The sequence below is a fragment of the Burkholderia sp. FERM BP-3421 genome (assembly GCF_028657905.1).
GTDB lineage: Bacteria > Pseudomonadota > Gammaproteobacteria > Burkholderiales > Burkholderiaceae > Burkholderia.
The window spans coordinates 513,195-537,506 of record NZ_CP117781.1 but is presented as its reverse complement, the minus strand read 5'-3'; the positions used below and the strand labels follow the sequence as shown (position 1 = coordinate 537,506).

Here is a 24,312-nt window from a genome sequence, read left to right as displayed (position 1 = left end):
ATTATTCCGACTCGCAAAAGATATTATTTCCCAACCTCGCGTGGAAATAACATGCATACAACTGATACATTTTAGAACACCTAAATCATTTAATTTAAAAAAGAAAATGGACGAACTGTTATCGATCCGCCTCTTCATCAAGGTTGCCGACCTGCAAAGCTTCGCCCGGGCCGCGGCGGACCTGAACGTCTCGAATCCGACCGCCACGCGACTCATCATGAGCCTGGAGAACCGGCTCGGCACCCGTCTGCTGAACCGCACCACGCGCAGCCTGTCGCTGACGGAATCGGGACAGCTTTATCTGAAGCAGATGCGCGGGGTGATCGAGGACATCGATAACGCAGAGGCCGTGCTGGCCTCGCTCAACCACGAACCGATCGGTTCATTGAGGATCGTCGCGCCCGTCATGTTCGGCATGCACCTGCTCGCGCCGGTGATCGGTTCGTTCAAGCACCTGCATCCCAAGGTGATCCCGGAAATCACCATCGTCGACCGGCACGTCGACCTGGTCTCGGAAGGCTTCGACGTCGGACTGATGCTCACGCAACGAATCAGCGGCGCGAACACCATCAAGCGCATGCTGACCCGGCTCGACATGGTCGCGTGCTCCACCCCCGCCTACCTGGAGAAGCACGGCTGCCCGCGCCATCCGAGCGAGCTGGAACTCCATTCGTGCCTGTTGTTCCAGTCGGACTACGTGGGCGACGTGCTGTCGTTCGACGACGACGAGGCGAGCATCACCGTGCATCCGCAGAAAAGCGCCTCGTCGAACAATCTCGGGCTGATCCGCCAGCTCGCGCTGAACGACATGGGCATCGCGATCCTGCCGGACTTCCTGATCCAGGACGACCTGCGCGCCGGCCAGCTGATCCCGGTGCTCGAAAGCTTCAGCATCCCGGAGCTGGAGATGAACATCGCCTACCCGAGCCGGCGGCATTTCCCGCGCAAGACGCGGCTCTTCATCGACCACGTGATCGAACACTTCAGACGCCACGACCCTGGCTGACCCCGAACGGTATCGCGCCGGTCAGTACACGTCGCGCAGGTAGCGGCGCGACCGCGCAAGTCCGTCGACGTAGGCGTGCGCGGCCTCGTCGGCCAGGCCGCCGTGCACCGCGACCACTTCGCGCAGGGTCGCATCGACATCCTTCGCCATGCGCGCCGCATCGCCGCACACGTAGACATGTGCCCCCTCCTCCAGCCAGGCCCACAACGCCGCGCCCTGCTCGCGCATGCGGTCCTGCACGTAGACCTTGTCGCGCCGGTCGCGCGAGAACGCGAGGTCGAGACGGGTCAGGAAGCCGTCGTCGCGCATCGCGGTCAGCTCGTCGCGATAGTAGAAATCCGTCGCCTCGTGCCGCTCGCCGAAGAACAGCCAGTTGCGCCCGCTCGCGCCGCGCGCGCGACGCTCGTGCAGGAAGGCGCGGAACGGCGCGACGCCCGTGCCCGGGCCGATCATCACGACCGGCGCATCGCCGCGCGCGGGCAGGCGGAAATGCGCGGATTTCTGCACGAACACCGGAACCGTCGCTACATCGGCGCGATCCGCGAGAAAGGTCGAGGCGACGCCCTTGCGATCGCGCTCGCCGTTGCGGTAGCGCAGCGCCGAGACGGTCAGGTGCACCTCGCCCGCGTGCGCGGCCGGGCTCGACGCGATCGAATACAGGCGCGGCTGCATGCGCTTGAGCATGCCGATCAGTTCGTCCGCGGCCAGCGCCGTCGGAAACGCGTGGAGCACGTCGGCGAACTGCCGGCCCCACAGCCAGCGCTTCAGGTCGGCCTTGTGCGCGTCCGACAGCAAGGCGTCCAGCGCCGCATGGCCGCCGCGCGCCGCGAGCGACGCCAGGCCGTCGGGATGCGGCCGCGTGATGTCGTAGTGGCATGCCAGCGCATCGGCCACGCGCAGCGCGCCGACGCCCGGCACCTCCACCGGCGCGTCCGCGCGCACGCCCGCGAGCGCCAGCAGTTCGTCGACCAGCGCCGGGCAATTGCTCGGCCAGACGCCGAGCGCATCGCCCGCTTCGTAATCGAGGCCGGTTTCAGCGGTCGCCAGCGCGAGGAAGCGCGTGTCCTTCGCCGCGCCTGACACACCTGACACACCTGACACACCGGTCGCGCCCGCCGCGTTCAGCCGCCGGTTCGCGACGAGACGCGCGGCGGCCGGCCGCGCCTTGGTCGGCGGCGCGGCGGCGGCCGACGTCGCGCGCGCGTCGCCGCCCGACGCCTTGATCCGCGCGATCACCGCGTCGAGCCATGCGTCGGCCGCGGGCTGGTAGTCGGCGTCGCAATCGACGCGCGCGCACAGCGGCGTCGCGCCGAGCGCGGCAAGCCGCGCATCGAGCGCGCGGCCGTGGCCGCAGAACTGCTCGTAGTTGCGGTCGCCGAAAGCGAGCACCGCGTAGCGCAGGCCGTCGAGCCGCGCCGCCGCGTCGGCCCGCAGCGCGCGCCAGAACGGCTGGCCGTTGTCGGGCGGATCGCCGTCGCCGAACGTGCTCGTCATCAGCAGCGCGTATTGCGCGCCCGCCAGCGTCGCCGGCGCGCAGTCCGCCATGCAGGCGGTGCGAATCTCGAAGCCGGATTCCATCAGGCGGGTCGCGTAGCGTTCCGTCAACGATTCCACGTTGCCGGTCTGCGACGCCCACAGCAGCACCACCTTCGGGCGCGTCCGCAAGGTCCGGGCGCCGTCGCCGGCCCGGCTCGCGGCGTCCGGCGCGCGCGCATCGGCCGCGCCGCCCGCCGGCGCGCGGCTGAACAGGCCGGCCAGCAGCCCGTCGATCCACAAACGCCGGTCGGCCGACAGCGGCGCGCTCGCCGGCAACACCGGCACGCCCGCCGCGCGCCGCCCCTCGGCCGTGCGCAGGCCACTGACGAAACCCGCCACATAACGCCGTTCGTCGTCGTCGAGCGGCGGTGCGCTCAGCGCGTCGCGCACGCCGAGCAGCGTCGCGAAGGTATCGAGCGCGGCCAGCGCCGGATCGGCGTCGGCATGCGCCTGCTCCGCCGTCGCGGACGCCTCCGGTGCGCCGGCGTCCGCCTCGTCGCCTTCCGGCGCGCGCGCGACCCGCGCCAGCGCGACCGCGCAACACTTCAGCTCCGGCTGCAGCGACACCGCATCGACCGCGTCGCTCGTCACCGCGTTGATGCACAGCGCGTCGCCGAACACGTCGTTCCAGTGCATCGGCGCGAAGCAGCTGCCCGCCTGCACCCGCTCGCTCACGATCGCGGGCAGCACCGCGCGGCCGCGCCGCGAACGGATCTCGACGCTGTCGCGCGCCTGGATGCCGAGCGTGGCCGCATCGTCCGGATGGATCTCGACGAACGGTTCGGGATTCAATTTGTTGAGCATCGGGATCTTCCCGGTCTTGGTCATCGTGTGCCACTGATGCTGCACGCGCCCCGTGTTCAGCACGAACGGAAACGCGGCGTCCGGCCGTTCCGCGGGCTCGACGTGCGGCCGCGCGAAGAAACGCGCGCGGCCGTCCGGAGTCGGAAACGCGAGTCTCGGACGCTGTCCGTCGGCGTCGATCCGCAGCGTCTGGCTCACGCCGTCGTTCAGGTAGCGCAGCGGATGGCGGTCGCGCGCGTCGTCGGGCGGACACGGCCATTGCAATGGTCCGTCGCGCAGCCGCGCATGGCTCGCGCCGCGCAGGTCGTAGCCCGTCGCGGGATTCGACAAGCGCGTGATCTCCTCGAACACCGCTTCGGCCGACGCGTAGTCGAACGCGTCCGCGAAGCCCATCGCGGACGCGATGCGCGCGATGATCAGCCAGTCCGGCAGCGCCTCGCCCGGCGGCGCGATCGCCTGCCGCGTCAGCGTCAGGTTGCGCTCCGAGTTGATCATCACGCCATCCGCCTCGGCCCACAGCGCGCCGGGCAGCAGGATGTCCGCGTAGCGGTTGGTCTCGGTGTCGAGGAACGCATCCTGCGCGACCACCAGCTCGGCGGCCTGGAGCCCCGCGATCACGCTGCGCCGGTTCGGCACGGTCGCGACCGGGTTCGTGCAGATGATCCAGCACGCCTTGATCGCGCCCGCCGCCATGCGCGCGAACAACTCGACCGCGCCCGGCCCCGGCTCGGCGCGCAACGTGTCCTCGGGCAGGCCCCATGCGTCCTCGATGAAGCGGCGGTCCGCCGCATCCTGCACCGAGCGCTGGCCCGGCAGGCCGCCGCCGAGATAACCCATCTCGCGCCCGCCCATCGCGTTGGGCTGCCCGGTCAGCGAAAACGGGCCGCTGCCCGGACGGCAGATGCGGCCGGTCGCGAGATGCAGGTTGCAGATCGCATTGCTGGTCCAGGTGCCGTGCGTGCTCTGGTTCACGCCCATGGTCCAGCAGCTCATCCATTCGGGCGCCGCCGCGAGCCATGCGGCCGCGCGCCGCAGGTCCGCCTCCGCGATCCCGGTCAGCGCCGCGACCCGCTCCGGCGGGTAGTCGTCGAGGAACGCCGGCATCGCGTCCCAGCCTTGCGTGAAGGCCCCGATGAAGGCCGCGTCGGTCGCGCCGTCCCGGTGCAGCAGGTGCAGCAGCCCGTTGAGCAGCGCGAGATCGCTGCCGGGCCGCAGTTGCAGGAAGAGGTCCGCGTGCTCGGCGGTCGCGGTGCGGCGCGGATCGACCACGATCAGCTTCGCGCCCGCCTTCACGCGCGCCATCATGCGCAGGTACAGGATCGGATGGCAGTCCGCCATGTTCGAGCCGATCACGAGGAACAGATCGGCGCGCTCGAAATCCTCGTACGAGCCGGGCGGCCCGTCCGCGCCGAGCGACAGCTTGTAGCCGCTGCTCGCGCTCGCCATGCACAGGCGCGAGTTCGACTCGATCTGGTTGGTGCGCACATAGCCCTTCGCGAGCTTGTTGACGAGGTACTGCGCCTCGATCGACATCTGCCCCGACACGTAGAACGCGAGCGCGTCGGGGCCGTGCTCGTCGAGGATCGCGCGCAGCCGCCGCCCGGTGTCGGCGAGCGCGCGATCGAGCGGCAGCGGCGCGGGGTCCCGGTCGCGCGCCGCGCGCGCGAACGCGCGTTCGAGCCGCCCCGAGCGGCGCAGCGCGAGATGCGCGGACAGGCCCTTGGTGCACAGCCGGCCGGCGTTGGCCGGGTGCGCGGCATCGCCGGACACCTTGACCACTTCGCCGTCCTCGACCTGCAGCACCATCCCGCAGCCCACGCCGCAATATGGGCACGCGGTCTTCACGCTGTGGCGCGTCATCGCCGTTCCCGGTCCGGTGCGTCGCCGGTCACGACGCGATCCACACGACGCCGTCCGCGACCCGCGACGGATACGCGCGCACCGATTGCTCCGGCGTCTCCAGGCACTCGCCCGTGGCGAGATCGAAATGCTGCTTGTAGAGCGGCGACGCGACCACCACGCGCGCGCCGACGCTGCCGATCAAGCCGCGCGACAGCACCGCCGCATGCGAGGCGGGATCGAGGTTGTCGATCGCGTACACGCGGTCCGCGCCGATCCGGAACACCGCCACCTGCTCGCCGTTGACGAGCGCGCACACGCCGGTGTCGGGCACGATCTCGTCGAGCGGGCACACTTCGATCCACGTGGGGGAAATACGGTCGTCGTTCATGAGAGGCTCCTTGTCTGGTCGAAATAGAAATGAGGCGAGATCGAGCCGGCCCTCAGGCGGTCTCGTCGACGGCGAGTTCGCGCGGCGCCTCGCGCTCGTCCGGCGCCGCCGGCCGGATCTGGCCGCGCTCCGGCACGAACGCGATGGTCGGATCGGCCGCGTCGCTGTTGACGAAGTGACGGAAGCGCCGACGCACCGCCGGATCGGACACCGCGCGCTGCCACTCGCACGCATAGGTGTCGACCACGCGCCCCATCTCCGCTTCCAGCTCGGCCGCGATGCCGAGGCTGTCGCGCACCACCACGCCCTTCAGGTAGTCGAGCCCGCCTTCGAGGTTGTCGCGCCAGACGCTCGTGCGTTGCAGCCGGTCGGCGGTGCGCACGTAGAACATCAGGAAGCGGTCGATGTAGCGCACCAGCGTGTCGCGGTCGAGATCCGTGGCCAGCAGTTCCGCATGGCGCGGCTTCATGCCGCCGTTGCCGCACACGTACAGGTTCCAGCCGCGCTCGGTCGCGATCACGCCGACGTCCTTGGCCTGCGCCTCGGCGCACTCGCGCGTGCAGCCCGACACGCCGAACTTGAGCTTGTGCGGCGCGCGCAGCCCCTTGTAGCGGTTCTCCAGCGCGATCGCGAGCCCGACCGCATCGCCCACGCCGTAGCGGCACCAGGTCGAGCCGACGCACGACTTCACGGTCCGCAGCGCCTTGCCGTACGCGTGCCCCGATTCGAAGCCAGCCGAGATCAGTTCCTCCCAGATCGGCGGCAGTTGCTCGACGCGCGCGCCGAACAGGTCGATGCGCTGGCCGCCCGTGATCTTCGTATAGAGCCCGTAGCGCTTCGCGATGCGGCCGACCGCGATCAGGCCGTCCGGCGTGACCTCGCCGCCCGGCATGCGCGGCACGACCGAATAGCTGCCGTCGCGCTGCAGATTCGCGAGGTAGTAGTCGTTCGAGTCCTGCAGGCCCGCATGCTCCTCCTTCAGCACGAACTCGTTCCAGCACGACGCGAGAATGCCCGCGACTGCCGGCTTGCAGATCTCGCAGCCGAGACCCTGGCCGTGCTTGCCGAGCAGCGCGCCGAAGGTGCGGATGCCCTCGACGCGCACGAGGTGGTACAGCGCCTGGCGCGAATACGGAAAGTGCTCGCACAGGTGACGATCGACGGTGAGCCCCTGCTGTTCCAGCGTCGCGTTCATCACCTGCGTGACGAGCGGCACGCAGCCGCCGCATGACGCGCCCGCGCCCGTGCAGCGCTTGAGCGCGCCGATGCTGGTCGCGCCCTCGCCGACCGCCGCGCGGATCTGCGCGGCCGTCACGCTGTTGCACGAGCAGATCTGCGCGGCGTCGGGCAGCGCGCCCGCGCCGATCGCGAGCGGCGCCGCGCCGTCGTGCGCGGGCAGAATCAGCGCTTCCGGCGCGTCGGGCAGCGGCATCCCGTTCAGCATCATCTGCTGCAGCGTGCCGTAGTCGGCGGCGTCGCCGACCAGCATCGCGCCGAGCAGGCGGCTGCCGCATGCCGACACCACGAGCTTCTTGTAGACCTGCGCGCGCTCGTCGCCATAACGGTAGGCGCGGCTGCCCGGCGTGCGGCCCTGCGCGTCGCCGATGCTCGCGACGTCGACGCCGAGCAGCTTCAGCTTCGTGCTCAGATCCGCGCCGGCGAACGCGGCTGCTTCGCCGCGCAACTGCTTCGCGGCCACGCGCGCCATCTCGTAGCCGGGCGCGACGAGCCCGAACACCTGGTCCTGCCACGCCGCGCATTCGCCGATCGCGTGGATCGCCTCGTCGCTCGTGCGGCAGCGCCCGTCGATCGCGACGCCGCCGCGCCCGCCGAGCGCGAGCCCGCACGCACGCGCCAGCTCGTCGCGCGGCCGGATCCCGGCCGAGAACACGATCAGGTCGACGTCGAGATGGGTATCGTCCGCGAAAGCCATGCGATGCGCGGCGGTCTCGCCGTCGATGATCGCGCGCGTGTCGCGGCCCGTGTGCACGTGCACGCCGAGCGCCTCGATGCGCCCGCGCAGCATGCGCGCGCCTTCGTCGTCGAGCTGCGCGGCCATCAGGCGCGGCGCGAATTCCACCACGTGCGTGTCGAGCCCGAGATCGCGCAACGCCTTCGCGCATTCGAGCCCGAGCAGCCCGCCGCCCACCACCGCGCCGCTGCGCGCATGCGCCGCGTACGCGCGCAAGGCGTCGAGATCGTCGAGGGTGCGATAGACGAAGCAGCCCGGGCGATCATGGCCCGGCACCGGCGGCACGAACGGCGCGGAGCCGGTCGCGAGCACCAGCTGATCGTATTCCAGCGTCGCGCCGTCCGACAGCGCGACCGTGCGCGCGGCGCGATCGATCGCGCAGGCGCGCGTGTCGAGCAGCAGACGCATGTCGTCGCGCGCGAAGAAGCCGGGGGCGACGAGCGACAACGTCTCCGCGCCGCGTCCCGCGAAAAACTCGGACAGGTGGACGCGGTCGTAGGCGGGACGCGATTCCTCGCCGACGATGGTGATCTGCTGCGCGTCGACCGGCGACGCCGCGAGACATTCGAGCAGCTTGTGGCCGACCATCCCGTGGCCGATGACAACGATCTTCATGGTGCCTCTCCTCAATGGGTTATCGGGAGCCGGCGCCGACGGCCAACGCGTGCGCATGCAGTTCGGCCTCGCGCGCCCGGTGCTCGGCGCTGAAGCGCACCACGAGCGCGCACAGCGCCGTGACGCTCACGCAGATGCCGAGCAGCGTGAGCGTCTGCTGCACGTCGCCGAGGCCCTTGAGCAGGAACCCGGCGGCGACCGCGCCCGCGTTGCCGCCCGCGCCGACGATGCCTGCCACCCCGCCGAGCGCGCGCCGGTCGACGAACGGCACGAGCGCATAGGTCGCGCCGCAGGCCATGTGCGTGAACAGGCCGAACACGAGCATCGCGGCGAGCGCTTGCGCGACGCCGCCCGCGTGCGCGAAGGCGAGCAGGCCGAGCCCTTCGCCGACGATCAGCACGGCGAGCAGCGGCGCGCGCACCTCGAGGCCGAAGCGCGCGGCCGTGCGATCCGACAGCCAGCCGCCGAACGCGCGCGCGAACAGCGCGAGCAGGCCGAACATTCCGGCCGCGAGCCCGGCGTCGCGCAGCGACAGGTGGAAGTGGTTGACATAGTAGAGGGCCGCGATGTTGTGCATGAACACCTCGACGCCGAAACACGCACCGTATGTGACGCACAGCATCCAGACGCGATAATTCCGGCAGGCGGACGTGAAGCTCGCCCAGCCACCTTTCTTGCCGCTGTCGATCGCGACGCCCTGCGCGCGCAGCGTCGCGAAGTCGCCCTGCGGGCCGTCCTGCGCATGGCGCCAGTAGAGCCACGCCATGCCGAGCATCGCGAGGCCCGGCACGATCAGCGCCGAGCGCCAGGCGAACGACGCGCCGAAGCCCGGCAGCAGCGCGGCCGCGAACAGCAGCGGCACCAGCGCCTGCGCCGCGCCCGCGCCGGCATTGCCCCAGCCCGCGGTGGTCGCGTTCGCGGTGCCGACGACGTTCGGCGCGAACATCACCGAGGTGTGGTACTGCGTGATCACGAAGCTCGCGCCGACCGCGCCGATGCCGAGCCGGCACAGCAGGAAGCTCGTGTAGTCGTGGCTGAACGCGACCGCGATCACCGGCAGCGCGCCGATCGCCAGCAGGCCGGTGTACACGCGGCGCGGCCCGTAGCGATCGCAGAGCGGACCGACGAGCAGCCGCACGGCGATGGTCGCCGCGACCGCCGCGATGTTGATGTTGGCGATCTGGTCCGGGGTCAGCGCGAACTCGCGCGCGATCACCGGCATCAGCGGCGCGCATGCGAACCACGCGAAGAAGCAGATGAAGAAAGCCAGCCAGGTCAGATGAAACGCGCGCATCGGGACGCTGCGCAGGCTGAACAGATCGATGCGGGTTGCCTTGTCGAGCATGTCGTTTCCACCAAACAAAAACGGCGTCCTGCGAACCCGGTCGGATGACCAGGTGCGAAGGACGCCGTTGCCCAGGAAAAGCCCGTTGCCGGGCCGATCGAAATTCCGGATACCGGACGAATCGACGTTGACTCGTCCGTTCGCTGCAACGCAAGGTATATGCCAGATTGCGCGCATCGGCTCGTCGGCCTTGACCGGCGGGCCCGGGCCGCCGGCGGCGCGCCGCCTGGGCGCACGGCCGCGCGATACGCGATGACGCAGCGGCGCACAGCGCTGGTGCGTCGCAGCACCGCGCGCGTGCGGCGAGATCGGCGCGCGGTCGGCGATCCACGTCGCGGCGCGGCCAGGCGCGCCGTCGGGCCGTGATGGCCCGGATATTGCTGAACCTCGCATGTCATCGGCAACGACGTCGGTGCGGAGTACAGACGGTTCGCCCGGGCAGCCCCCGGGTCACAGGACAACGGCGTCCCCTCGCGCCCCGGCGCGGCGGATGCCGTTTTTCGTCGGCGCAGCGGCGCGCCGCGTCACGCGCCGCCTGCCTGCGGCACTGGAGCATCGAATCATGACGACCGGTCAAGTCACCCTGCTGGGCGCGGGCCCCGGCCACCCCGACCTGCTGACGCTGCAAGCGGCGCGCGCGCTCGCGAGCGCCGACGTGGTGCTGCTCGACGATCTCGTCGATCCCGCCGTGGCGGCGCTCGCGCCGCGCGCGCGCGTGATCCGCGTCGGCAAGCGCGGCGGCTGCCGCTCCACGCCGCAGGCCTTCATCGAACGGCTGATGCGCCGCTACGCGCGGCAAGGCGCGCACGTGGTGCGCGTGAAAGGCGGCGATCCGCTGCTGTTCGGCCGGGCGGGCGAGGAACTGGCCGCGCTGCGCGCCGCGCGGATCCCGGTCGCGATCGTCAACGGCATCTCGTCGGGCTTCGCGGCGGCGGCGGCGCTCGGCGTCTCGCTCACGCATCGCGACCATTGCGCGGGCGTGACCTTCGTGACCGCGCACCGGCACGACGACGGCGAGCCCGACTGGGCGCGGCTCGCCGCGAGCGGCACGACGCTCGCGATCTACATGGGCATGAGCCGCCTCGCGCGGATTCGCGATGCGCTGCTCGACGTGCTGCCCGCGGCCACGCCGGCGGCGGTCGCGCATGGCGTCGGCCAGCCCGGCGAACAATGCTGGCGCGGCGCGCTCGCGCAGCTCGCCGATGCGGCCGCGCTCGGCAGTCCGGCGGTGATCCTGGTCGGCGCGGCGCTCGCCGCGTGCGCGCGGGAAGCGGATGCGCAGGTCCGGCACGCGCCCGGCGCGCACGTCGAGCCCGCCTGCGCGACCGGCGACGCCGGCCGCGTGCCGTGCGCGGCATGACGCGCGCGGCGCACGTCGTGACCGGCCGGTCGTGGCGGATGTCGCCATGCTGAGCGTGCTGCTCGTCGCCGACACCGACAAGCCGATCGGCGACCTGCGCGACGCGCTCGCGCGGCTCGGCTATGCGATGCTGCCCGAGGTCGCGACGCCCGCGCGGCTCGCCGTCGCGATCGAGGAGGATCGTCCCGACGTCGTGATCATCGATACCGAGTCGCCGTCGCGCGACACGCTCGAACAGCTCGCCGTGATGCATGCGCGCGCGCCGCGCCCGGTGCTGCTGTTCAGCCACGACGCCGACCAGCAGCTGATCCGCTCGGCGGTGGGCGCGGGGGTCAGCGCGTATCTCGTGGAGGGCCTGTCCGCCGCGCGGCTCGCGCCGATCCTCGACGTCGCGCTCGCGCGCTTCTCGCACGACGCGCACCTGCGACAACGGCTCGCGGAAGTCGAGCGCGAGCTGGCCGATCGCAAGCTGATCGATCGCGCGAAGCGCGCGCTGATGGACCGCCGCCGGCTGTCCGAACAGGAGGCCTATGCGTGCCTGCGCCGCAGCGCGATGGACCAGGGCATCCGCATCGTCGACGCGGCCCGCCGGCTGCTCGACACTCACGACTCCCGCACACGACCATGACACGCCCGACTTTCGCGCCGCCCGAACGACCCCATCTCCGCGTCGGCTTCGTCGCGCTGAGCGACGCCGCGCCGCTCGTCGCCGCCGAGCAGCTCGCGCTCGGCGCGCGCCACGGCCTCACGCTCGAACTGTGCCGACAGCCGTCGTGGGCGGCCGTGCGCGACAAGCTGCTGTCCGGCGAACTCGACGCCGCGCACGCGCTGTACGGGCTCATCTACGGCGTGCAGTTGGGGCTCGGCGGACCGCGCGCCGAAATGGCCGCGCTGATGGTGCTGAACCGCAACGGGCAGGCGATCACGCTGTCGAACCGGCTCGCCGCGGCCTATCGCGCGAGCGGCAGCCTGCCGGCCGCGCTCGCGTCGCTGCGACGCAAGCCGGTGTTCGCGCAGACCTTCCCGACCGGCACCCATGCGATGTGGCTGTATCACTGGCTCGCCGATCACGGCGTGCGGCCGCTGGAGGAGATCCGCAGCATCGTGATTCCGCCGCCGGGCATGGCCGCCGCGCTCGCGGACGGCGAGATCGACGGCTTCTGCGTGGGCGAGCCGTGGAACGCGGTGGCCGAGGCGCACGGCGCGGGCCGCACCGTCGCGGCGACGAGCGAAGTATGGCCCGATCATCCCGAGAAGGCGCTCGCGTGCCGGCGCGAATTCGTCGCGCTGTATCCGAACACGGCGCGCGCATTGATCCGCACCGTGCTCGATGCATGCCGCTGGCTCGACGACGATGCGCACCGGCGCGAGGCGGCGGACTGGCTCGCGGAGCCGGGCGTGATCGGCGTGCCGCGCGAGCACATCGCCCCGCGCCTGCTCGGCGACTGGGGGCCGGGGCCGTATGCGCGGCCGCCCCGGCCGCTGATGTTCTTCGACGGCGGCGCGGTCAATCCGCCGCGCGCGGCGGACGGGCGCTGGTTCCTCGCGCAGTATCGGCGCTGGGGGATGCTGGCGGGCGGGGGCGATGACGCCGCGATCGCGGCGGGGGTCGCGCAGACCGCGTTGTATCACGAGGCGGCCGCGCAAGCGGGAGTGAGGGTCGAGGCATGAGCGGGGCGGGTTCCCGCGAATCCGGTGTGGCGCGGCAATGAGCCTCGCCGCTCGCACGGCGGCGCTGCCGGGCCACATGCCCCTCGCATGGCCGATAATGGCGCTTCCCGCCCATCAGCCCATGAGAAGCGCATCGGTTTGAGCCCCGCCTCCCTCGCCGCCCTCCTCACCGAGATCCGCGCCTGCACCGTCTGCGCGCCGTCCCTGCCGCACGGCCCGCGCCCCGTGGTGCGCGCGCATCCGCGCGCGCGGATCCTGATCGTCGGCCAGGCGCCGGGGGCGCGCGTGCACGCGTCCGGGGTCCCGTGGGACGATGCGAGCGGCGAGCGGCTGCGCCGCTGGCTCGGCGTCGACCGGGACACCTTCTACGACGAAACGCGCTTCGCGCTCGTCCCGATGGGCTTCTGCTATCCGGGGCGCGGACCAAGCGGCGACCTGCCGCCGCGCCCCGAATGCGCGCCGCTCTGGATGGCGCGGCTCCTGCGCGAACTGCCCGCGATCGAACTGACGCTCCTGATCGGCCAATACGCCCAGCGCCATTTCCTCGCCCCCGAGCAGGCGAAGTCGGTCACCGGCACCGTCCGCGCGTGGTCCACCCTCGGCCCCGCATGCCTGCCCCTCCCTCACCCTTCGCCGCGCAACCAGGCCTGGTTCAAGCGTCACCCGTGGTTCGCCGACGAAGTCGTGCCGGCGCTGCGCGCGCGGGTCGTGACGCTGATCACCGGCTGAAGCCGCGCCGCCGACGCCCGGGGCGGGATCCGCGTACAATCGGCCGCACGGCCATGCGCAGGCTGCACCGTCCCGGCAGGCCGGCCCGCCGGAACCACGGCCCCCAGGACACCGATGCGTCGACTGATGAATGCAAGTATTGAGCGCGCGCTGCCGGCCGGCGTGCACGCCCCCCACCCGACCCTCGGAACGCCGATGAAACCGACCCCGCGCCACCGCCTCGCCCACGCGCTCGTCGCGCTCGTCGCTTTCGGCGGACTGACCCTGAGCGTCGGGGCCCGCGCCGCCGATCCGCAGGCCGCCGTGCGCATCGACGATCAATCCGCGCCGGCCGCGCTGATCCAGACGATCACGACCCAGGTGCAGAGCGAGGTCGCCGCGCGCGCGATCGATCCGACCGACACCGCGCGGATCATGGAGATCGTCAATCGCGACATCCTGCCGTACACCGACCTGCCGCGCACCACGCGGCTCGTGATGGGCCAGCACTGGCGCACGGCGGCACCGGCGCAGCAGGCCGCGCTGATCCGCGAGTTCACGCAGCTGCTGGTCCACACCTACTCGGGCGCGCTCGGCCTCCTGACGCCGAGCCTGCAATTCCAGTACCCGCCGTCCAACGTGAGCGCGACCGCCGACGACTGCGTGGTCCGCACCATCGCGATGTACAACGGCCAGCCCGTCGAGATCGACTATCGGCTGTATCGCACGCAGGCCGGCTGGCGCGTCTACGATCTGAACCTGCTCGGCGTGTGGCTCGTGCAGGTGTATCGGCAGCAGTTCAGCGAGACGATCCGGCGCGACGGCATCGACGGCCTGATCACGCAGTTGTCGGCCAAGAACGCGACGTTCGCCGACGCGCGGCCCGCCTCGCCCCCCACCCACTGAGCGACACGACGATGGCCCTCGATTCCGCCGCCTTCGTGGTGCACGACATCAGCCGCTTTCCGCTCGTCAGCGTGCGGCTGGATGCGCTCCCGCCCGGCTTCGCGCCGCAGTGGGAAACCGAGATGGATCTGCTGATCGCGCAGGCCCTGCCGTTCGCGGTGATCCATCACGGCACGCCGCTCGACGAAGGCGAAGACGAACGCCAACGGCGCGCGCGTTGGCTGGGCCAGCGCCAGGAGGCGCTGCAACCGCTCTGCAAGGTGCGGATCTTCGTGGAGTTCAATGCGGCGCGGCGCGCCGCCGCGATCACGCGTTGCCGCGCGGCGATGCATGCGTCGGGCGTGCCCTATCGGGTCGTCGCGACGCTCGACGAGGCGCATGCGATCGCCTCGCACCGGCTGGCGACGGCGCTGACCACGGCGGCCTGAGCGCGGATAGGCTCGGCGCCCGAGACGGCGGATTCCCCGCGCACCCGCGCGACGTTTCGACGGCGTGCAGGCGATCCACTCGCGACACGCGCGCGACAGCCCGGAAACGCCCGGCATCCGCGCGATCCGGCCGGGCGGGCGGCCGCGTGCCACGCAGGAGCGCGCGCGGCCGGCACCACGGTATCGGCGCGGCGCGCGCCGGATCTCGACACGGCCGGCCGCCCCTCACGCTTCCACGCAATACGACGCCATCAGCAGCCAGCGCCGCGCGTCGCGCTCGCGCCGCCGCTTGCCTTGCATCGGCGTCGCCTGATGCCAGAACGGCAGCCGGTACACCGCGATGCTGCCGTTGCAGGTCGCATCGAACGGCACGTTCAGATGACCGTCGGCGCTTTCGCAGATCAGCAGCTGCGATCCGACCGACGCGTTGACGAACGACAGGTGCACGTCGACATAGCCGTCGCGCAGGTGCGCCTCCTCCGGGTGGTGATCGTTGTGCGGCCCGACGTAGTCGCCGTGTTCGTACAGCGTGGCCTGCACGCCGTTGCCGCGCTCCAGCCGGAACCCGGTGGCCGCCTCGGCGAACGCGGCGAGCGACGCGGAGCGCAGCATCGCGATCAGTCCGATCCGCTGCGCCTGCCGGTACGCCTCGGTGCGCGCCGACGTGAAATAGATCGTCTTCTGCCGCATCGCCTTGCCGAGCGTCTCGCTGTAGTCGCGCGTCATGCCCCAGATGCTGTCGGATGGAATCGCCTTGACCAGCGGCTTCACGTGGCGGCGCAGATGGGTGTCGAGCAGCGCATGGCAGCGCGCCGCGACGGCGGGATCGATCAGGTCGGTGAAGAAATCGAGCCGCGGCGCGGGGCCGCCCGCCCGCGAGTCGGGCCCGCGTTCGAGCAGGCGGCGCCCGCGCCGGTTCAGCAGGTCGGCAAATTCCGCTGGAAATGCGTCCATGATTTCCGTGTCCCTCAGGTCTCCGCGCCGCGCCCGGTCGGCGCGCCGCGCCGCCGGGTTCGTATCGTGACGGTGCACGCCGTCCGTTTCCCGGTTTCCGGACCGCCGAACAACCAGGATCGGCTATATATATCGCCGCGCTTCGCCGATGACAATAGATCCGAATCCGGGTTCGCCCGCGTCCGCGCGCATCGATCGTTGCATCGTTGCAAACAGAGAGCGACGTTGACTCGAAATCCATGCGCACGCGGCATAAGCTAGTCACCAAACAAGCTAAGGCGCCTCGCGCCGCACTCCTATAATCGGTCGACCCCAACACGGAGACAGGAGCGCAGCGATGACCGACACGACCGCCCCCGAGTGGCGCCTCGAAACGATTGCCGTCCACGGCGGCTACAGTCCCGACCCGACCACGCGCGCGGTCGCCGTGCCGATCTACCAGACCGTCGCGTTCGCGTTCGACGACACCCAGCACGGCGCCGACCTGTTCGACCTGAAGGTGCAGGGCAACATCTATTCGCGGATCATGAATCCGACCCAGGACGTGCTCGAGCAGCGCGTCGCCGCGCTCGAGGGCGGCGTGGGCGCGCTCGCGCTCGCCTCGGGCCAGGCGGCCGTCACCTATTCGATCCTGACGATCGCCGAGGCCGGCGACAACATCGTCTCGTCGAGCACGCTGTACGGCGGCACCTACAACCTGCTCGCGCATACGCTGCCGCAGTACGGCATCACCACGCGCTTCGCGGACCCGCGCGACCCGGCCTCGTTCGAGGCGCTGATCGACGCGCGCACCAAGGCGATCTTCGCGGAATCGGTCGGCAATCCGCTCGGCAACATCACCGACATCGCCGCGCTCGCGGACATCGCGCATCGCCACGGGATACCGCTGATCGTCGACAACACGGTGCCCTCGCCCTACCTGCTGCGGCCGTTCGAGCATGGCGCGGACATCGTCGTGCACTCGCTGACCAAGTATCTCGGCGGCCACGGCACGAGCCTCGGCGGCGCGATCGTCGATTCCGGCAGGTTCCCGTGGAGCGAGCACGCTGATCGCTTCAAGCGGCTCAACCAGCCCGACGTCAGCTATCACGGCGTCGTGTACACCGAGGCGTTCGGCCCGGCCGCGTACATCGGCCGCGCGCGCGTCGTGCCGCTGCGCAACACCGGCGCGGCGATCTCGCCGTTCAACGCGTTCCAGATCCTGCAAGGCATCGAGACGCTCGCGCTGCGCCTCGACCGGATCAGCGAGAACGCGCTGAAGGTCGCGCAGCATCTCGCGCGGCACGAGAAGGTGGAATGGGTCAACTACTCGGGGCTGCCCGACCATCCCGACCACGCGCTCGTGAAGCGCTACCTGTCGGGTCGCGGCCCCGGCATCCTGACCTTCGGCGTGAAGGGCGGCCGCACGGGCGGCGCGGCGTTCCAGGATGCGCTGAAGCTGTTCACGCGGCTCGTCAACATCGGCGACGCGAAATCGCTCGCGACCCACCCCGCGTCGACCACGCACCGGCAGCTGTCGCCGGACGAACTCGCGAAGGCCGGCGTGCGCGAGGAAACGGTTCGGCTGTCGATCGGGATCGAGCATATCGACGACCTGCTCGCGGATCTGGATCAGGCGCTCGCGGCACGCTGACGCGCAGCGCGCATCACGCATGACGAGGGGGCCGCGCGGCCCCCTTGTTTCATGGGCGGCGCATCCGCGTCGGGCGTCGATTCGATCCGCCAGAGACAGGCCGTGCCGTCCGCCGTCCCGACTTCGCGGATCGCCGACGCGCGCGCCACCGCGATCGCCTTCGGCCAGAATCGCCGGGCGGGCGCGTTGTCGCGCATGACGGCGATCTCCCACCGCCCCGGATGCGCGCGAAACAACGCGAGCGCGGCCAATACGCCGCAACCCGCGCGCCGCGCCGCGCGCACGATGTAGAACTCCGCCATCGAGAAATCCACGCCTGCGTCGCCCGGCGCGCGCACGAAGGCGAACCCGATCGGTCCGCCCGCGTCGCGGATGAGATAGGGCCAGCGCGGCTCGCCTGCCTGCCAGTAGGCGTCGAAGTACGGATAGTCCTCGTCCGCGCCAAGCTCGCGCAGGTAGGCCGACAGCCAGTTTCTCAGCCGCGGCTGGTCCGCTTCGCTTGCGATGATGATGTCGATCGGCATGTGCATGTCGTCCTTGGGTTGACCGGCAAAGCGGCCTTGATGTCCAAACGAGCCGTTGTCGGGTTCGATGGCCTGCCGCGTGCTCCACGCACACGCCTCGAATGCCTTGACGGTATCGAGACGGCTGACGTCATGCCCCGGGGCAATTGGGCAACGATCGGTTGCGCAAATTCGCCATCGGGCCAGGCATCGGCGAAGGCCGCGTAGCGCCCCGGTGAACGCCGCGGTCGATTGTTCGGTTCCGCACGACTCGAGACTGGTTTGGACGGGCCGGAACCGCACTGCCGTTTCGATCAACCAGGCCCTCACGCCGCCGCGCGCCCATCGACACGCATTCGCGCCCATGCGTCACAGCCCGGGCGTCGCCGCGTCCTCTTCGGCGGGACGAACACAGCCACTCCCAACCCGTCGCCCGGCATTCGAATCCATTGACGGGCGATTCGTGCTGTCCGGATGCCGCGGGCACTGCGTCCGCGCGATGCGCGGCCTTCAGCGCCGGCGCGAAGCCGCCGGATCGCGTACTGACTCACGGTGTTGCGCACCTCTAGGAGATTCCCATGCTGGATCCGCAAATACTTCGCCAACTCAAGAACCTCACCCCGGACGACGCCTCGCAGATGCCGAGCCTGGCCGGCAAGAACCTCCTGGTGGGCTACTGGCAAAACTGGGCGAGCAGCCCCGGCCAAGGCTACCAGGGCGGCGCATTCGCCGACATGGCGCTGACCAGGATCGACGACGCCTATAACGTGATCGCGGTCGCCTTCATGAAAGGCAGCGGCGTGCCGACCTTCAAGCCCTACACAGGCTCGGACGCCGAGTTCCGTGCGCAGGTCGGCGCGCTCAACGCACAGGGGCGCGCCGTGCTGATCTCGCTCGGCGGCGCCGATGCGCACGTCGAACTGCACGCCGGACAGGAAGACGCGCTCGCGTACGAAATCATCCGCCTCGTCGAGACCTACGGCTTCGACGGGCTCGACATCGATCTCGAACAGTCGGCGATCACCTCCGCCGACAACGCGACGGTGATCCCGGCCGCGCTGCGCTCGGTCAAGGACCACTACGCCAAGGAAGGCCAGCACTTCATCATCTCGATGGCGCCGGAATTTCCGTATCTGAACGTCGGCGGCCGCTACGTGCCGTACATCACGGCGCTCGAAGGCTATTACGACTTCATCGCGCCGCAATACTACAACCAGGGGGGCGACGGCGTCTGGGTCGACAACGTCGGCTGGCTCGCGTGCAGCAACGACGCGACGCGAGAGGATTTCCTGTACTACCTGACCGACAGCCTCGTGACCGGTACGCGCAACTTCACGCGGATTCCATCCGATAAATTCGCGATCGGCCTGCCGAGCAACGCCAACGCCGCCGCCACGGGCTATGTGATCGATGCGCAGCATGCGATCCGCGCACTGGCGCGACTGGACAAGGCGGGCCACCCGATCCGGGGGCTCATGACCTGGTCGGCCAGCTGGGATGACGGCGTCGATGCGAGCGGCCGCCGCTACGAGTGGGAATTCGCGCGCCGCTACGGCTACCTGACGCGCGGCGGCAAGCCGGCCGAGCATGCGGCGGCGGAAGCGACGCGCTGATCGTCCCGCCCGACGGCGCAAGCGGCCGCCCGGCCTCGGCTGCGTCATGCCGATGCCGCGCGGCCGCCCGGCCTCTACCGCGCCGCGCGCGTGCGCTGGAACTGCTCGCCCAGCCCGGCGACCCCGAGACGCAGCGTCTGGCCCGCCTTCAGATACACCGGCGCGGGCTTCACGCCCATCCCGACGCCCGGCGGCGTGCCGGTCGAGATCACGTCGCCGGGCTGCAGGCTCATGCAGCGCGACAGATACGCGATCAGTTGCGCGACCGTGAACACCATCGTGCGGGTATTGCCGTTCTGGAAGCGATGCCCGTCCACGTCGAGCCACAGATCCAGCTGCTGCGGATCGGCGATCTCGTCGCGCGTGACGAGCCACGGCCCGATCGGCCCGAAGGTGTCGAAACCCTTGCCCTTGTCCCACTGGCTGCCGCGCTCCAGCTGCCACTCGCGCTCCGACACGTCGTTGACCACGCAATAGCCGGCCACGTGCTCAAGCGCATGCGCCTCGTCGACGTCCTTGCAGGCCTTGCCGATCACGACGCCCAGCTCCACTTCCCAGTCGGTCTTGAGCGAACCCTTCGGAATCTCGATGCCGTCGTTCGGCCCGCACACGGCGCTCGTCCACTTCGCGAACACCACGGGCTCGGTCGGCACCGGCAGCCCGGCCTCGGCCGCGTGATCCGCGTAGTTCAGCCCGATGCAGACGAACTTGCCGATCGCGCCCACGCACGGCCCGATGCGCGGCTCGCCCGGCACGCGCGGCAGCGTCGCCGGATCGATCGCGCGCAGCCGCGCGAGGCCCGCGTCGGTCAGCGCCTCGCCCGCGATGTCGGACACCCGCGCCGACAGGTCGCGAAGCGCGCCCTGCGCGTCGAGGATGCCCGGCTTCTCCTGGCCCACCGGGCCGTAACGCAGCAACTTCATGACGTGTTCCCTCCAGGGATTGCAGCGCCGGCGGCCCCGCCGCCGGCATCAGTTGGACCAGCCGCCGTCGATCACGTGCGCGTGCCCGGTCGTGAATGCGGATTCGTCCGACGCGAGATACAGCGCGAGCGCCGCGATCTCGTCGGCGGTGCCGATGCGGCCCATCGGCTGGCGCGCGACGAACGCGGCGCGCACCGCGTCGACGGTCGCATGCTGAGCATGCGCCTGCTCGACGATGCGCGCATCGAGCGACGGCGATTCGACCGTGCCCGGGCAGATCGCATTGCAGCGGATCCCGTGCGTGACGAAATCCGCCGCGACCGCCTTCGTGAGCCCGATCACCGCCGCCTTCGACGCGCCGTACGCGCATCGGTTCGGCACCCCCTTCACGCTCGACGCCGCCGACGCCATGTTGATGATCGAGCCGCGCCCGCGCTCCAGCATCGCCGGCAGGAACGCGCGGATGGTCCGATACATCGACTTCACGTTCAGGTCGAACGCGTAATCCCAATCCGCCTCGCTCGCCTCGAGCACCGTGCCCGCGTGCACGAAGCCCGCGCAGTTGAACAGCACGTCGAGCGCGCCCAGCTCACGCGCGAGCGCGTCGATCGCCGCGCCGTCGCGCACGTCGAGCGGACGCGACTCGAACGGCGCATCGCGCAGCGCGTCGATGCGCAGATCCGTGGCGATCACGCGTGCGCCCTCGTGCGCGAACCGCTCCGCCGTCGCGCGGCCGATGCCTTGCGCGGCGGCGGTCACGAGCGCGAGCTTGCCTGCCAGTCTTTTTACCATCTGCGACTCCCGATGAAATGACAGCAACGACATAACGAGTATTGGAGCATTCACTGCGCGGGCGCGTCCGCCTCGGCCGCTGTCAGCCGATAGAAAGCCGCGGCGCTGCCGCCGAAGATCGCGTCCTGCGCCGCGCCGCCCAGCGCGTCGGTCAGGCGCGACGCGCTCGCGCGCCAGCCCGCGTAATCGCCGTTCAGGTTCAGCACCGGCCAGTCGCTGCCCCACATCAGCCGCGTCGCGCCGAAGCACGCCACCAGATGCGCGACGTAGGGCGCGAGCGTCGCGTCCGACCAGCCCGGCGCGGCCTCGGTCGCGAGCCCCGATAGTTTGCACCACACGTTGGGCAGCGCGGCGAGCTGCGCGATGCCGTCCGCCCACGGCTGCCACGCCTCGCGCCCCGCGCGGATCGGCGGCTTCGCACCGTGGTCGACCACGATCCGCAAGCGCGGAAAGCGCCGCGCGAACACGACGAGCGGCGCGAGGTGGCGCGGCTGCACGAGCGCGTCGAACGCGAGGTCGTGCGCGAGCAGCGCGTCGATCGCGGGCGCGAGCGCCGGATCGGCGATCCATGCGTCGTCCGGCCGATCCTGCAGCATCGGCCGCACGCCCTTGAAGCACGGCGCGCAAGCCAGCGCGGCGATGATGCCGGGCGCGTCGGGCGCGCGCAGCGGCGCCCAGCCGACCACGCCCGCGAGCGATGCGTCGGCGCGCGCCAGCGCGAGCAGCCGGTGGGTTTCAGCGAGCGTCGGCGCGGCCTGCACCGCGACCGTGCGGGTCACGCCGGCCGCCGCGCGAAGCGGCGCGAGGTCGGCGGGCCCATACGGCCGGTACAGCGGCGCGAGCGCGGGCGTGAGCCAGCCGTAGTCGCCGCGCGCGGGGTCCCAGTAATGCTGGTGCGCGTCGATCGAGCGCGCCGTCGCGTTCATGCTCATGCGCGCGGCGTCGGCGCGGCGGGATCGAGCAGCCCCGCGTCGCGCAGCGCGTCCCAGAACGCGGGCGGGATCGGCGTCGCGAACGCCTCGACGTTCTCGCGCACCTCGTGCGCCGACGCCGCGCCCGTCAGCACCGTCGCGACCGCCGGATGCGCATACGGAAAGCGCAGCGCGGCGGCGGCGAGCGGCACGCCGTAGGCGTCGCACACCGTCTCGATCCGCGCGACCCGTTCGATCACCGCGGCAGGCGCCGCGCCGTAGTCGTACTTGAGGTCGCCCTTCACGCCGCGCGCGAGAATGCCCGAATTGAACGCGCCGCCGAGCAGGAGCGCCACGCCGCGCTGCGCGCAGGCCGGCAGCAGGTCGGCGAGCGGCCCCTGTTCGAGCAGCGTGTAGCGGCCCGCGAGCAGCGCGCAGTCGATGTCGAACTCGGCGAGCGCATCGAGAATCACCGCGCTTTCGTTCACGCCCAGGCCGACCGCCTTCACCGCGCCCGACGCGCGCAACGCGTCGAGCGCGCGAAAGCCGCCGCCCATCGTCAGCTGCGCCCAGTAGTGCGTGTGCCGGTCGCGATGCGTGAGACGGCCGATATCGTGCACGAGCAGGATGTCGATCCCGGGCATGCCGAGCCGCTGCTGGCTGTCCTCGAACGCGCGCAGGATGCCGTCATGGCTGTAGTCGTACACCGCCTCGAACGGCAGCGGCTGCCGCCAGCCCTCGCTGCCGTCGTAGGGCGTCGTGCGCGGCACGTAGCGACGCCCCGCCTTGGTCGACAGCACGTAGTCGGCGCGCGGATACGCGCGCAGCGCGGCGCCGAGCCGATGCTCGGCGCGCGTGTGGCCGTAGTGCGGCGCGGTATCGAAATAGCGGATGCCGGCCTGCCAGGCGGCGTCGACGGTGGCCTGCGCGTCGGCGTCCGACAGGTCGCGGTACAGGCCGCCGAGCGGCGCGGTGCCGAGGCCGAGCGCCGTCAGCGTCAGGCCGCACGCGCCCACCGGGCGGCGCGGGCCGAGCGCGGCCGAGGCGCGCGGCGACGGCCGCGCATCCGCCGCCGTCATGCGCGCGGCCCCCGCGAGACGCCGGCAGGCAGGCAGGCCGGGCCGATCGGTTCGAATGCCTTGTACGTCAAGATGAACTCCTGATGACCGAGCGCTTCCGATTTCGATGCGCCGCCGCTCGCGACCGCGAGCGTCTTCGCGAACACCTCGCGGCCGACTTCGTCGAGCGTCGCGCGCCCGTCGAGGATGCGGCCCGCGTCGATATCCATGTCGCCCGCGAGCTTGCGGAAGGTGGCGGGATTCGCACACACCTTGATCACCGGCGCGAGCGCCGAACCCACCACCGAGCCGCGCCCCGTCGTGAACAGGATCACGTGCGCGCCGCACGCGATCAGTTCGGCGATCTCGGCATTGTCGCTGATATTCGGAAAGCCGAAGCGCGGTTCGCCGTCCGGCACGACGTCGAGCAGATACAGCCCCGAGGTCGGCGGCAGGTCGCCGGGTTTCACGAGGCCGACGATCGGCGACGCGCCGCTCTTCGCATACGCGCCGAGCGACTTCTCCTCCTGGGTCGTGAGGCCGCCGTCGGCGTTGCCGACCGCGAAGCTGCCGTGGCCGAGGGCGGCGTAATAGCGCTCGGCCTTGCGCACCGCCCCGACGATCTCGCGCCCCAGCTCGGGACGCGCGGCGCGCTGCGCCATGTGCGGCTCGCAGCCGACCAGCTCGCCCGTCTCCTCGAACAGGCAGGTCGCGCCCTGCGCGATCAGCAGATCGAACGCGCGGCCGACGGCCGGGTTCGCGGTGATCCCGCTCGTGCCGTCCGAGCCGCCGCAGATGGTGCCGACCACCAGTTCGTCGAGCGTCATCGGCGCCTTGCGCTGCGCGGCGAGCCGCGCGCGCGCATCGCGCACCCAGGCGACGCCCGCGTCGATCGTGCCCAGCGTGCCGCCCGCCTCCTGGATCGTCAGCACCGCGGTCGGCCGGCCGCTCGCGCGCACCGCGTCGACCAGATAGTGCTTGTTCATGCTCTCGCAGCCGAGCGACACGAACAGCACCGCGCCGACGTTCGGATGGGTCGCGAGCCGCGCGAGCATCTTCTCCGCATAGGCGTTCGGATAGCAGCCCGGAAAACCGATCAGGTGCACGGGCGGCGCGGCGCATTCGGGCGTCTCCGTCGCGCGCGGCGGCGCGCGGAAGCTCGCGACGATCTCCCGCGCGACGTGATGCGCGCACTCGACCAGATAGGCCACCGCGACGATATTGCGGATGCCCTTGCGCCCGTCGCTGCGCGGATAGCCGGCCAGGATCGCGGCGGCGACGCCGGGCTGGGCGTCGATGGATGCTGCCATGGTCATGATGCGTCCTCCTTCGGGCGCGCGGCCG

General features: G+C 71.0%; 20 protein-coding genes. 9 read left to right on the top strand and 11 right to left on the bottom strand.

Features of this window, described 5'->3' with window-relative positions; genetic code table 11:
- Positions 1-106 precede the first annotated feature (106 nt).
- On the top strand, positions 107-1,006 hold the full coding sequence (locus Bsp3421_RS05520) for a LysR family transcriptional regulator (RefSeq protein ID WP_273997320.1): 900 nt from the start codon (positions 107-109) through the stop codon (positions 1,004-1,006).
- Between the two features lie 21 nt (positions 1,007-1,027).
- On the opposite strand, the gene Bsp3421_RS05515 is transcribed toward Bsp3421_RS05520, so the two are convergent.
- The 4 genes from Bsp3421_RS05515 to Bsp3421_RS05500 are packed head-to-tail and all read right to left on the bottom strand — an operon-like array spanning position 1,028 to position 9,508.
- Positions 1,028-5,206: a molybdopterin-dependent oxidoreductase gene (locus tag Bsp3421_RS05515; protein WP_273997319.1), complete on the bottom strand. Its 4,179-nt coding sequence runs from the start codon at positions 5,204-5,206 to the stop codon at positions 1,028-1,030.
- A gap of 28 nt (positions 5,207-5,234) precedes the next feature.
- Positions 5,235-5,576 carry a nitrite reductase small subunit NirD gene (nirD, locus tag Bsp3421_RS05510; RefSeq protein ID WP_273997318.1) on the bottom strand — a complete coding sequence of 114 codons (342 nt, stop codon included), beginning with the start codon at positions 5,574-5,576 and terminating at the stop codon, positions 5,235-5,237.
- A gap of 52 nt (positions 5,577-5,628) precedes the next feature.
- Positions 5,629-8,163 (bottom strand): nitrite reductase large subunit NirB, encoded by a 2,535-nt coding sequence (gene nirB, locus Bsp3421_RS05505; protein WP_273997317.1) that lies wholly within the window; start codon positions 8,161-8,163, stop codon positions 5,629-5,631.
- A gap of 19 nt (positions 8,164-8,182) precedes the next feature.
- Positions 8,183-9,508, bottom strand: a complete 1,326-nt coding sequence (locus Bsp3421_RS05500) for an MFS transporter (RefSeq protein WP_273997316.1) — start codon at positions 9,506-9,508, stop codon at positions 8,183-8,185.
- A 562-nt stretch (positions 9,509-10,070) separates the two neighbouring features.
- Between Bsp3421_RS05500 and cobA the strand changes: the two genes are divergently transcribed.
- From cobA to Bsp3421_RS05470, 6 genes are all read left to right on the top strand, one after another.
- On the top strand, positions 10,071-10,868 hold the full coding sequence (gene cobA / locus Bsp3421_RS05495; RefSeq protein ID WP_273997315.1) for a uroporphyrinogen-III C-methyltransferase: 798 nt from the start codon (positions 10,071-10,073) through the stop codon (positions 10,866-10,868).
- 46 nt (positions 10,869-10,914) lie between these two features.
- Positions 10,915-11,496 (top strand): ANTAR domain-containing response regulator, encoded by a 582-nt coding sequence (locus tag Bsp3421_RS05490; protein ID WP_273997314.1) that lies wholly within the window; start codon positions 10,915-10,917, stop codon positions 11,494-11,496.
- The gene (locus Bsp3421_RS05485; RefSeq protein ID WP_273997313.1) at positions 11,493-12,539 is read left to right on the top strand and encodes a CmpA/NrtA family ABC transporter substrate-binding protein; all 1,047 of its coding nucleotides are present in this window, start codon (positions 11,493-11,495) and stop codon (positions 12,537-12,539) included. The genes Bsp3421_RS05490 and Bsp3421_RS05485 overlap by 4 nt, the downstream gene beginning before the upstream one ends.
- 87 nt (positions 12,540-12,626) lie before the next feature.
- On the top strand, positions 12,627-13,268 hold the full coding sequence (locus tag Bsp3421_RS05480; RefSeq protein ID WP_443111474.1) for a uracil-DNA glycosylase family protein: 642 nt from the start codon (positions 12,627-12,629) through the stop codon (positions 13,266-13,268).
- 195 nt (positions 13,269-13,463) lie between these two features.
- Positions 13,464-14,153: an MlaC/ttg2D family ABC transporter substrate-binding protein gene (locus tag Bsp3421_RS05475; RefSeq protein WP_273997311.1), complete on the top strand. Its 690-nt coding sequence runs from the start codon at positions 13,464-13,466 to the stop codon at positions 14,151-14,153.
- Between the two features lie 11 nt (positions 14,154-14,164).
- Complete coding sequence (locus Bsp3421_RS05470) at positions 14,165-14,581, top strand: hypothetical protein (RefSeq protein ID WP_273997309.1); 417 nt, start codon at positions 14,165-14,167, stop codon at positions 14,579-14,581.
- Between the two features lie 225 nt (positions 14,582-14,806).
- Here Bsp3421_RS05470 and Bsp3421_RS05465 read toward each other — a convergent pair whose 3' ends face one another.
- Complete coding sequence (locus Bsp3421_RS05465; RefSeq protein ID WP_273997308.1) at positions 14,807-15,535, bottom strand: hypothetical protein; 729 nt, start codon at positions 15,533-15,535, stop codon at positions 14,807-14,809.
- A 337-nt stretch (positions 15,536-15,872) separates the two neighbouring features.
- Here Bsp3421_RS05465 and Bsp3421_RS05460 point away from each other — a divergent pair, with 337 nt between their 5' ends.
- Positions 15,873-17,168, top strand: coding sequence for an O-acetylhomoserine aminocarboxypropyltransferase/cysteine synthase family protein (locus Bsp3421_RS05460; RefSeq protein ID WP_273997307.1), 1,296 nt, complete (start codon positions 15,873-15,875; stop codon positions 17,166-17,168).
- On the opposite strand, the gene Bsp3421_RS05455 is transcribed toward Bsp3421_RS05460, so the two are convergent.
- A complete protein-coding gene (locus Bsp3421_RS05455; RefSeq protein WP_273997306.1) occupies positions 17,147-17,989 on the bottom strand; it encodes a hypothetical protein in 843 nt (280 codons plus the stop codon). The two genes, Bsp3421_RS05460 and Bsp3421_RS05455, sit on opposite strands and share 22 nt — an antisense overlap.
- A gap of 260 nt (positions 17,990-18,249) precedes the next feature.
- On the opposite strand from Bsp3421_RS05455, the gene Bsp3421_RS05450 reads away from it, so the two are divergent.
- Entirely contained in the window at positions 18,250-19,284 is a 1,035-nt protein-coding gene (locus Bsp3421_RS05450; RefSeq protein WP_273997305.1) for a chitinase, read from the top strand.
- 74 nt (positions 19,285-19,358) lie between these two features.
- On the opposite strand, the gene Bsp3421_RS05445 is transcribed toward Bsp3421_RS05450, so the two are convergent.
- The 5 genes from Bsp3421_RS05445 to Bsp3421_RS05425 are packed head-to-tail and all read right to left on the bottom strand — an operon-like array spanning position 19,359 to position 24,284.
- Positions 19,359-20,207 carry an ureidoglycolate lyase gene (locus Bsp3421_RS05445; RefSeq protein WP_273997304.1) on the bottom strand — a complete coding sequence of 283 codons (849 nt, stop codon included), beginning with the start codon at positions 20,205-20,207 and terminating at the stop codon, positions 19,359-19,361.
- A gap of 48 nt (positions 20,208-20,255) precedes the next feature.
- Positions 20,256-20,999 carry an SDR family oxidoreductase gene (locus tag Bsp3421_RS05440; RefSeq protein WP_273997303.1) on the bottom strand — a complete coding sequence of 248 codons (744 nt, stop codon included), beginning with the start codon at positions 20,997-20,999 and terminating at the stop codon, positions 20,256-20,258.
- A 50-nt stretch (positions 21,000-21,049) separates the two neighbouring features.
- Complete coding sequence (locus Bsp3421_RS05435) at positions 21,050-21,925, bottom strand: amidohydrolase family protein (RefSeq protein ID WP_273998293.1); 876 nt, start codon at positions 21,923-21,925, stop codon at positions 21,050-21,052.
- Between the two features lie 2 nt (positions 21,926-21,927).
- A complete protein-coding gene (locus tag Bsp3421_RS05430; RefSeq protein ID WP_273997302.1) occupies positions 21,928-22,989 on the bottom strand; it encodes an aldo/keto reductase in 1,062 nt (353 codons plus the stop codon).
- On the bottom strand, positions 22,986-24,284 hold the full coding sequence (locus tag Bsp3421_RS05425; RefSeq protein ID WP_273997301.1) for a UxaA family hydrolase: 1,299 nt from the start codon (positions 24,282-24,284) through the stop codon (positions 22,986-22,988). Before Bsp3421_RS05425 ends, Bsp3421_RS05430 begins: the two co-directional genes overlap by 4 nt.
- Between the last annotated feature and the right edge of the window lie 28 nt (positions 24,285-24,312).